At 41.9% G+C, this 501-nt stretch carries 1 protein-coding gene; it reads right to left on the reverse strand.

The genetic code is table 11. The features are described 5' to 3' along the window. Positions 1-91: 91 nt before the first annotated feature. Positions 92-501: hypothetical protein (locus R8N47_RS28745; RefSeq protein WP_318138147.1), on the reverse strand; the 410-nt coding region annotated here is incomplete at its 5' end.

Below are 501 nucleotides of genomic sequence, written 5' to 3' on the forward strand. Positions count from 1 at the left end.
TAAGTCGTCCATGGTGTAACGAGCTTCTTCACCGACCACAGCAAAGCTGACGGACACCATGAATAACGACAATAACGTTTTCTTCATCGTGTTAGTTCCATGCCTGCTTAAGGTACTTCAACGTTGAAGAGTCGTAAGCCGCATTTGGATTCAGGGCAACTTTGAGTACGCTACCACCTTCATCTAACGCGAAGCCTGCTTTTTTCGCATTCACTGAATCTTGACCTACGAATTGGATTTTTTGAACTTTTTGAAACTCTTCTTTATACAAAGCTGCGTGCTCAGTTGTCGTGCACAACTTCACCATATCATCATAGATGTAGTTAATAAGGCCACCTAACCAACCTGTGGTTTTTACTTTATCAAGTCGAGCTTCAGAAAAATCATAATTATCCCACTGAGCCCAATCGATATTGGTTTCTAGTACTTCATTACCACAAGCCTGCTGCACCTTGGTTACATTTTCTGTCATGGTATTTTCTGTCAACATGCGCTTCGCTT

The organism is Vibrio sp. 2132-1, from assembly GCF_033344315.1.